7 protein-coding genes are annotated in these 9,441 nt (G+C 68.2%); 4 read left to right on the top strand and 3 right to left on the bottom strand.

Annotated elements, in window-relative coordinates:
- Positions 1-216: 216 nt before the first annotated feature.
- Positions 217-954, bottom strand: a complete 738-nt coding sequence (locus ON39_RS41540) for an IclR family transcriptional regulator (protein WP_040742471.1) — start codon at positions 952-954, stop codon at positions 217-219.
- 92 nt (positions 955-1,046) lie between these two features.
- On the opposite strand from ON39_RS41540, the gene ON39_RS41535 reads away from it, so the two are divergent.
- From ON39_RS41535 to ON39_RS41520, 4 genes are all read left to right on the top strand, one after another.
- A complete protein-coding gene (locus tag ON39_RS41535) occupies positions 1,047-2,213 on the top strand; it encodes a pyridoxal-phosphate-dependent aminotransferase family protein (RefSeq protein ID WP_040742470.1) in 1,167 nt (388 codons plus the stop codon).
- Positions 2,214-2,525: 312 nt separating this feature from the next.
- Positions 2,526-3,902, top strand: a complete 1,377-nt coding sequence (locus ON39_RS41530) for an MFS transporter (RefSeq protein WP_169335959.1) — start codon at positions 2,526-2,528, stop codon at positions 3,900-3,902.
- A gap of 336 nt (positions 3,903-4,238) precedes the next feature.
- Positions 4,239-7,166, top strand: a complete 2,928-nt coding sequence (locus ON39_RS41525) for an FAD-binding and (Fe-S)-binding domain-containing protein (protein WP_040742468.1) — start codon at positions 4,239-4,241, stop codon at positions 7,164-7,166.
- A gap of 8 nt (positions 7,167-7,174) precedes the next feature.
- Positions 7,175-7,957 carry a fumarylacetoacetate hydrolase family protein gene (locus ON39_RS41520; RefSeq protein WP_040742466.1) on the top strand — a complete coding sequence of 261 codons (783 nt, stop codon included), beginning with the start codon at positions 7,175-7,177 and terminating at the stop codon, positions 7,955-7,957.
- Positions 7,958-7,996: 39 nt separating this feature from the next.
- Here ON39_RS41520 and ON39_RS41515 read toward each other — a convergent pair whose 3' ends face one another.
- Positions 7,997-8,827, bottom strand: coding sequence for an alpha/beta fold hydrolase (locus ON39_RS41515; RefSeq protein ID WP_040742465.1), 831 nt, complete (start codon positions 8,825-8,827; stop codon positions 7,997-7,999).
- A gap of 70 nt (positions 8,828-8,897) precedes the next feature.
- Positions 8,898-9,437, bottom strand: a complete 540-nt coding sequence (locus ON39_RS41510) for a GNAT family N-acetyltransferase (RefSeq protein WP_051187775.1) — start codon at positions 9,435-9,437, stop codon at positions 8,898-8,900.
- Positions 9,438-9,441: the final 4 nt, after the last annotated feature.

Below are 9,441 nucleotides of genomic sequence, written 5' to 3'. Positions count from 1 at the left end.
CCCAAGAGGCAGTGCGGGGGTGGCTCAGCCGCGTCGCCGTGCACCGTCTGTCGCGGACCGCCGTCGCGAGCGTGCCCGACAGCCGCACTGGCTCTAGGTGTTCGCACGTCGGCTTGCCGTGTTGACGCGCGTGCGAACACCTAGAGCCAGTGCGGGGGTGGGGTAGGCGCGCCGCGCGCTGGCGGGTCGTTGAGCGCGTGGGGTGTGGGTGGAGGGTTAGGTCAGGCGGGTGGTGAGGGTTTGTGCTGCTTTGTGGACTGCGGTGCCGAAGGCGGGCTCGGTCTTTGCTGTGAGGCGGCTGAACGGCACGTTTACGCTGAGGCTTGCTATTGGTTGGCCGGTGTCTCCGAGTACTACCGCGGCTACTGCGCCTACGTCGGAGCGCCACTCGCCGCGGTTGACCGCGTAACCGGTGTCGCGGATGGTGGACAGCTCGGCTTGCAGTTGGTCTGGGTCGGTGATGGTGGTTTCGGTGTAGCGCGGTAGTTCGTTGACGAGCAACTGTCGGACGAACTCCGGATTGCTGTGCGCAAGAACGGCTTTGCCGTTGGCTGAGGCGTGCAGGGGTAGTGAGTGGCCGAGTGCCATGTTGGTGCGTACCGGTTTGTCGGTCTCGAGCCGCTCGATCAGGACCATCTTGCCGTCCTCGGGCACGGTCAGGTGGATGGTCTCCTCGGTGTGCCGACGGAGGTTCTCCATGATGGGCAGGGCCATGCCGCGCAGGCCGAGGTCGCCGCCGGCGCGGCTGCCGACCGCGAGCGCCTTGGTGGTCAGCGCCCACCGGGTCACCTCGCCGGACGCGGGACGAATCCACCCGGCCGTGTCCAGCGTGATCAGCGCGCGCTGCACCGTGCTCTTGGGCAGTTCGAGCACCCGCGCCAACTCGCCGACGCCGATGGGCTGGCGCGCGGCGACCTCCTCCAGCACGCGGAGCGTATTCAGGACGTTTCGCAAGGTCTTGACTCCTTCATCACAGATCCCTACCCTTGCTGCACCTTTTCACGGCACAGTGTGCCATATCACGGCACAGAACGGAAAACGATCTGATGACCGCTCAGAGTGGACGGCATTTCCTGCAAATCCCCGGACCGACCAACGTCCCCGACCGGGTGCTGCGCGCCATGGCGCAACCGACCATCGACCACCGCGGCCCCGACTTCGCCGAGCTCGCACTGGACTTGCGGCAACGGGTGAAACCCGTCTTCGGCACCGGCGGCCCCGTCGTCATCTATCCCTCCTCGGGCACCGGCGCGTGGGAGGCGGCGCTGGTCAATACGCTGTCGCCCGGCGACCGCGTACTCGCCTTCGAGACAGGCCATTTCGCGAGCCTCTGGCGGGACATGGCCCAACGCCTCGGACTCACAGTCGATTTCGTGCCGGGCGATTGGCGTCGCGGGGTCGATCCCGCGGCGGTCGCCGAACGGCTGGCCGCCGACACCGCGCACGGCATCGCGGCGGTGATGGTCGTGCACAACGAGACCTCGACCGGGGTCACCAGCCGGATTCCCGAGATCCGCGCCGCCATCGACGACGCCGAGCACCCGGCCCTGCTGCTGGTGGACACGATCTCCTCGCTGGGGTCCATCGACTACCGGCACGACGACTGGGGCGTCGACGTGACCGTCGGCTGCTCGCAGAAGGGTTTGATGCTGCCGCCGGGCCTCGGCTTCAACGCGATCAGCGACAAGGCGCTCGCGGCCGCTCCGCAGGCGAGATTGCCGAAGTCCTACTGGGATTGGGCGCCGATCCTCGACGCCAACGAGCACGGCTTCTACCCGTACACCCCCGCCACCAACCTGCTCTACGGTCTCCGGGAAGCGTTGCTGATGCTCGAAGAGGAGGGGCTGCGCAACGTCTTCGCCCGGCACAGCCGGCACGCCGCGGCGACGCGCGCCGCCGTCCAGGGCTGGGGTCTGGAGGTGCTGTGCGTGAACGAGCGCGAGTACTCCGGTTCGCTGACCGCCGTGCTGCTCGGCGCGGAACACGACGCGGACAAGGTGCGCCGGATCATCCTGGACCGCTTCGACATGTCGCTCGGCACAGGTCTCGGCAAGCTCGCCGGGCGGGTGTTCCGCATCGGGCACCTCGGCGACCTCAACGACCTCACGCTCGCCGGCACCCTCACCGGTGTGCAGATGGGGCTCGAATTGGCCGGTGTGGCAGTCGATCCCGCCGGCCTGCAAGCCGCCCTCTCGGTATTGAAAGCCGAGTGAATCGGCCCCCGCTGAATCAGCCTCCGGCGCCGCATTTTCCATCGAAGGAAGATGCCGCGCGACCGGATCGCACACGCTCCCATTGAATTAGATCGCTCCCAGCTGGGCACGTCGTAAGCCCCCGCTATGACGGCGTGGACGTCAAGCTCGGCCGCACGGCAGATCCGCCAGATCGGCGCTGCAAACCCTAACGGCCTCCTGATCTCGACCTCGATGCTCCGCCACGAGTGACTCTCCCGATGCTCCGCCACGAGCCGGGATCCGCTATACCCCGACGCTTTTCGCGTCGGTCACCTACGAGGAGGTAGGTCGTTGTCCGAGCGAACTTCCCCAGCCCGGCGCCTGTCCGAGATGAAGCGTTGGACCTTCATCCTGCCGGTCGTCGTCTTCATCTACGTCATCTGTTACATCGACCGAACCAACATCAGTTTCGCGCTGCCGCACCTGGAGACCGACATGGGTCTCAGCAAGGCCGAGCAGGGCCTGGCGAGCGGCATCTTCTTCTGGGGCTATCTGCTGTTGCAGATCCCGGGCGGGTACATGGCCGAAAGGTGGAGTGCCAGACAGTGGATCGCGATCCTGATGGTGCTGTGGAGCGTGGCCGCGATGGCGCAGGGCTTCACCAACTCGGTCGGCCAGTTGCTGATCGCCCGATTCCTGCTCGGCGTCGCCGAGGGCGGCGTGCAGCCCGCGCTGATGGCCACCATCAGGTCGTGGTTCCCCTTCGCCGAAAGAGGCAGGGCCTACGCGATTTTCAAGCTCTACACCCCGATCGCGGCCATCGTGGCCGCGCCGTTCTCCGGCATTCTGCTGACCTACACGGACTGGCGCTGGATGTTCATCATCCAGGGCGGTGCGCCGCTGATCGTCGGGCTCGCGGCGTGGCTCGCCGTGGTGCGGGACACCCCGGCCAAGGCGGGATGGCTGTCGACGGCCGAACGCGACTACATCGAGCGTTCCCGGCTGGAGGAGGGCGAGCCGCTCCAGCATCGCGGCACCTTCAAGGCGGCGTTCACCAGCCGGATCGTGTGGCACTTCGCCCTCATCTACACGTTGACGCAGATGGGTTTGCTCGGGCTCACGCTGTGGCTGCCGAGCGTGTTGAAGAAGGCCTTTCACACCGATATGAAGGTGGGTCTGGTGGCGATCCTGCCGCAGATCGCCGCGGGCGTCGCGATCATTCTGATCGGCCGGTCGGCGGACAAGCGGGGCGGGCACGTGGCGCACATGTCGCTGGTGCTGGGTTCGGCGGCCATAATTCTCGGCGGCGCGAGTTTGATTTCGCCGCAACAGAAGTGGCTGGTGCTCGGCGCGATGATCCTCGGCACGGCGGCCTCGATCGCCTGGTACGGGCCGTTCTGGGCGACGGTCACCAAGCTCGTTCCGGCGGCCGCCGCGGGGGCCGGGCTCGGGCTGATCAACGGTGTCGGCAATCTGGGCAGCTTCTTCGGGCCGTATATCGGCGGCTGGCTCAGCGATCTCAGTGGCGGCGGCTACGCGCTCACCCAGGCGTTCTTCGGCGGGGTCTTCGGGGTGGCGGCGCTGCTCGTGCTGACGCTGCGCAAGAAGTTGCGCGAGGCGACGGCGCCCTCGGTGAAACCGATTCCGACGCAGCAGCTTCCGGTGGACAACTCGAAACCGGAACGGGCAGTGCCACATCCGTCGGCGGACCCGGCGCCTCTCGCCTGACGCTGATGGCTCTCGCCGGAGCGCAGCACTTTTCGCCTGACGGCTGAGCCCCGTCGCCTGATGGCGGAACTGCTCGCCGGATGGCTGCGCCCGTCGCCTGATGGCGGAACTGCTCGCCGGATGGCTGCGCCTCTCGCCTGATGGCGGAACTGCTCGCCGGATGGCTGCGCCTCTCGCCTGATGGCGGAACTGCTCGCCGGATGGCTGCACCCCTCGCCAGACGGCGAAACCTCTCGCCAGACGGCAGCACCTGTCGCCCGAAGGCGACGGCCGACTCGCGCAGCGGGTCGGCCGCAGGCTCGCCGCCACGAATCTTCCCGGACCACAAGGACTCTCATGAACCTACCCACGACCGACACATCCACCGCCACCCGCTTGGAGACCACGCTCCGCGCGACGATGGACGGCGAGGTGGCCTTCGACGAGTACAGCCGCCACCTCTTCTCCCGCGACGCCAGCATGTACTCGATAACCCCACTGGGCGTGGCGTTTCCACGCCACGCGGACGACGTCGCTGCGGCGGTCCGGGCGGCCGCCGAGCTCGGCGTGCCCGTCGTGCCGCGCGGCGCGGGCACCAGCCTTGCCGGGCAGACCGTCGGCCCCGGCCTGGTACTCGACCTGTCCCGGCACATGAACCGGATCCTGGAGCTCGACCCGGTGGCGGGCACCGCGCTGGTGGAGGTCGGGGTGGTGCAGGATCAACTCAACCAGGCCGCGGCCGCGCACGGGCTGATGTTCGGCCCGGACACCTCGACGAGCAACCGCGCGACCATCGGCGGGATGATCGGAAACAACTCCGCCGGAAGCGGTTCCCGGACCTACGGGATGACGATCGATCACGTCCGGGCCTTGGACGTGGTGCTCGCCGACGGATCGCGCGCCAGATTGGAGCCGGTCGACGAGGCCGAGCGGAAGCGCCGCGCGACCGCCCAGACGTTGGAAGGACGTATCTATCAAGAACTTCCGGAGCTGGTGATCGCCGAGGAGGCGACGATCAAGTCCGGGATGCCCGCGTTCTGGCGGCGCGCCTGCGGCTATCGGCTCGATCGGCTGGTCGGGTTCGGCGCGGACAAGCCGTTCGACCTGGCGAAATTCGTGGTCGGCGCGGAGGGCACGCTGGTGATCGCCACCCACGCGCTGGTGGACCTGGTGCCCAAACCGGCCCGCACGGTGTACGCGGTCGGGCACTTCACCGACACCGTCGCCGCCATCGCGGCCACCACCGACGCGCTGAGTTGCGAACCGCACCAGGTCGAGCTGATGGACCGGACGATTCTCGAGCTGTCCCGGCGGAAGATCGAGTACGCCGAGCTCGGCAACATTCTCGTAGGTGACCCTGGCGCATTGCTTTTCGTCTCGTTCAGCGGCGACGACGAGGAGCGGTTGGTCGCGGATCTGGACCGCCTCGACCGGCTGTGGCGGCAGAACGGGCACGGCTATCACACGCTGCGCGCGGTCACCGCCGCGGATCAGACCGCGCTGCTCAAGGTCCGCAAGTCCAGCCTCGGCCTGCTGATGGCCGCGGGCGAGGGCACCCGCCGCCCGCTCGCCTTCGTGGAGGACACCGCCGTCGACCCAGCGCATCTGGCCGCATACACCAAGCGGTTCAAGGAGATTCTCGACGCGCACGAGATGGAGGCGGGCTTCTACGGGCACTGCTCGGTGGGCTGCCTGCACATCCGTCCGTTCGTCGACCTGACCGACCCGGACCAGGTGGTGAAGATGCGGACGGTCGCCGAGGCGATCAAGGATCTGGTCGCCGAGTACGGCGGGGTGAACTCCAGCGAGCACGGCGACGGCCTCGCGCGCAGCGAGTTCAACCGGGAGATCTTCGGCGACGAACTGTACGAGGCCATGCGAAAGGTCAAGCGGCTCTTCGATCCCGGCAACATCATGAACCCGGGCAAGATCGTCGACGCGCCGCCGATGACCGAGAATCTGCGCGACCGGGACGCGCTGCCGCCCGCGCCGCCGCTGACGACGGCGCTGCGGTTCGAGGTCGTCGGCGGGATGCGCGGGGCGGCGGATCGCTGCATGAACATCGGCCTGTGCCGCAAGTCCACCTCCGGTGTGATGTGTCCGTCCTACATCGCGACCAAGAACGAGGAGCACGCCACCCGCGGCCGGGCCAACGCGCTGGTCAAGGCGCTGTCCGAACCCGATCCGCACGCCGCGCTCGGCGGGGAGCGGCTGCACGAGATCCTCGACCTGTGCCTGATGTGCAAGGCGTGCAAGAGCGAGTGCCCGATGAGCGTGGACATGGCCTCGCTCAAGGCCGAGACGCTGGCGCACCACAACGAGATCCACGGAACTCCCTTGCGGTCCAGGGCTTTCGGGTCCATTCGACTGTTGAATCGGCTCGGTTCGGCGACGGCTCCGCTGTCGAATATGCCGGGGCGCAATGGCTTCGCCCGGCGGATGATGGACCGGACGCTCGGCATCACGGCGGCTCGGCCGCTGCCGGTGTTCCAGCGGGTCAATCTGGTTCGGTGGTTCCGGCGCAGGGAGAATGTGCTCGCGGCGCCGCTCGGCACGGTCAACTGGCTCGCCGATTCGTTCACCACCTACACCGAGCCGCACATCGGGGTGGCGGCCATCGAGCTGCTGGAGCGGGCGGGCTGGCGGGTCGAGCTCGCGAGCGGGGGATGCTGTGGGCGGTCGAGCATGTCCAAGGGGCTGCTCGAGGACGCGAAACGCAAGGCGTCCGTGCTGATTCGCGCGCTTGCGGACGAGACCACGTCTGGCTCACCGATTGTCGGGTGCGAGCCGTCGTGTCTGTTCATGCTGCGCGACGAACATGCCGCGCTGCTACCGGATTCCGAGTCGGTGCGGGCGGTGGCGGAGCGGGTCAGGCAGGTGGAAGAGTTGCTCGTCGAGGCGATCGACGCTGGGCGCTTGACGCTGCGGGCCGACTCGCCGTTCGCGGGCCGGCGGATCGTGTTCCACGGGCACTGCCATCAGAAGGCGGAGGTCGGGACGGCGGCAACCATGGCGTTGCTGCGCCGGATTCCCGGAGCGGAGGTGGTGGAGATCGACTCCGGATGCTGCGGGATGGCGGGCTCGTTCGGGTTCGAGTCCGAACACTACGAGATGTCGATGACCGTGGGGGGAGACCGGCTTTTCCCGGCCCTGGCGGCGGAGCCGGACGACACGATCGTGGCCGCGACCGGTGTCTCGTGCCGTCAGCAGATCTTTCACGGGGCGGGCCGGACGGCGTGGCACCCTGTCGAGCTGGTGCGCGAGGCACTGGCCGGGACCGAGTAGGAGACGCGATGCGTATCGTCCGGTACGCGCTCGACGGACGGGTCGGGCGCGGCGTTCTAGTCGGGGATGCTGTGCGTGAACTGCGCGACAGCGAGCCCGGGGCGGAGGTGGGGCGGTTGTCGGAGCTGACGCTGCTCGCGCCGTGCGAGCCCCGCACCATCGTGTGCGCGGGCAGCAACTATGCGGGGCAGATCATCGAGAAGGGTCGCGTTTGGCCGCGCCAGCCGTCGCTATTTCTCAAGTCTCCCAACGCGATTGCGGGTCCCGGCGCGGAGATACGGCGGCCCGCCGAGGTGCGGCGGCTGGAGTACGAGGGAGAGTTGGCGGTCGTCATCGGCCGCACGGCCCGTGATGTTCCGGCCGACCGCGCCGCCGACTTCGTCCTCGGCTACACCTGCGCGAACGATGTCACCGCCGACGATTGGCGGGCCGACGGTCAGTGGGCCCGCGCGAAGAGCGCGGACACCTTCTGCCCCTTGGGGCCGTGGATCGAGACCGAGATCCCCGACCCGTCGGCCTTGCGGATCACCACCCGGCTCGGCGGCCAGGTCGTCCAATCGGCCCCGACCTCCGACATGGTGTTCGGCGTAGATGCCCTACTCGCCTTCGTCACCCGCTGGTTCACCCTCGAACCGGGCGATGTCCTCCTCACCGGAAGCCCCGCCGGAGTCGGGCCGATGCTGCCCGGTGATCCCGTCGAGGTCGAGATCTCCGGCATCGGCACGCTGCACAACACAGTGGCCGCTGGGGAAGCGCCGGAAGGACGGTCGGGCAAGACCGTCCTGAGCTGACCGGAGCGTCAGGGGGAGGCGGGACCGGACCTCGATCGTTCAGCTCGCCGCACCCTGCTGCTCGACCGCCGCCGCGGTCTCCCGTACGGCCTCGGCGACGGCGCGAAAGTCCTTGCGCAGGATGTGCGAGTGGTTGCTCGCGACCTTGGCGCTCACCTTCACGTTCGGATTGCCGGCGAGCACCGGATCGAGCGAGGTGCGCAGCTGTTCCATCTCCCCGGGTTCGCTGCCGAGGCTGTCACCCGTGGCGAGGACGAACCGCACCGGGCAGGTCAGGCCCAGCAGGACCGGCGCACCGGCCGCGGCGAACTCGTTGGCGTCGATGCCGACCTCGGCGTGCTGGGCGGCGCTCATCCGGGCGGCCAGGCCGAGCGGGCGCACCAGCGGGAGGACGAAACGCATGCGGTGGAACAGCTTCCGAATCCGCTCCCGGCCTTCCTCGCCGGTCAACCCGTACGGCGCGGAGTCCACGGTCACCAGGCCGAGCACGCGGTCGGGGTGGCGATCGGCCCAGTGCCAGGACACGATTCCGCCATAAGACCACCCGACCAACAGCGCCCGCTCGACGCCCCGCGCGGCGAGGACCGCGTCGACGTCGCGCAGAGACGCCTCGAACGAGTAATCGGCCGACCGCTTGGACTTGCCGCGAGCCCGCTCGTCGAAGGTGATGTGCCGGTAGCCGTCGCCGAGCTCGGCCAGCACCCGCCGCCACGCCCGCTGACTGGCATAGGCTCCGTTCAGGTAGAGCACGGGAATGCCGGGCCCGCCGGTATCGGTCACGGCCAAGGCGGTGTCATCGACCTCCACCATGCCGGTCCAAGCTGAGTCGGTGTTGTTCTGACGGTGATCGGCAATCGCTGTGTTGTTCATGAAACTACTGTCGCCACAACGCCTGACACCGGCCTGACGCAAACCTGACATGCGCGCTGACACCTCGCCGCTATGTCAACGGCTGATCCAGAACGCGCGTCATCCAAATCGAATCGCCGCGAACGGGATCCGGGGTGACGCGTCCGCTGTGGTAGAAATCGAGCTTCTCCAGCACTCGGAACGAGGGGGTGTTCCATTCACGGACTGTCGCCCATAACCGTCGTCGGCCGGTGCGGGCGGCCGCGGCGACGACGGCGCGGGCCGCTTCGGTGGCGTAGCCGTGGCCGTGGGCTCGCTGGGCTAGTTCGTAGGCGAGTTCGGGCTCGTCGTAGGAGCCTTGGCCGACGATCAAGCCGCAGTAGCCGATGAACTCGCCGCTGTCGCGTAATTCGATGGGGAGCAGGGCGAGGCCGGGTTCGGCGCCGCGGGGGTTGGCCACGGCCCAGCCGCGCATATCCTCGACCGTCGGGCGGCCGGATGCGTCGATTCGGCGACGGGCGCGAGGATCTCGCTCGAGCCACAATTCCCGGTGTGCTTCGGCGTCCGAGGGGAGCCAGGGCCGCAGCCGGAGGCGTTCGGTCACAAGGCTTTCCGGGAAGTCCGTGTACACGATC

Source organism: Nocardia tenerifensis NBRC 101015 (assembly GCF_000308715.1).
Lineage (GTDB): Bacteria > Actinomycetota > Actinomycetes > Mycobacteriales > Mycobacteriaceae > Nocardia > Nocardia tenerifensis.
This window is presented reverse-complemented; position numbering and strand designations above follow the sequence as displayed.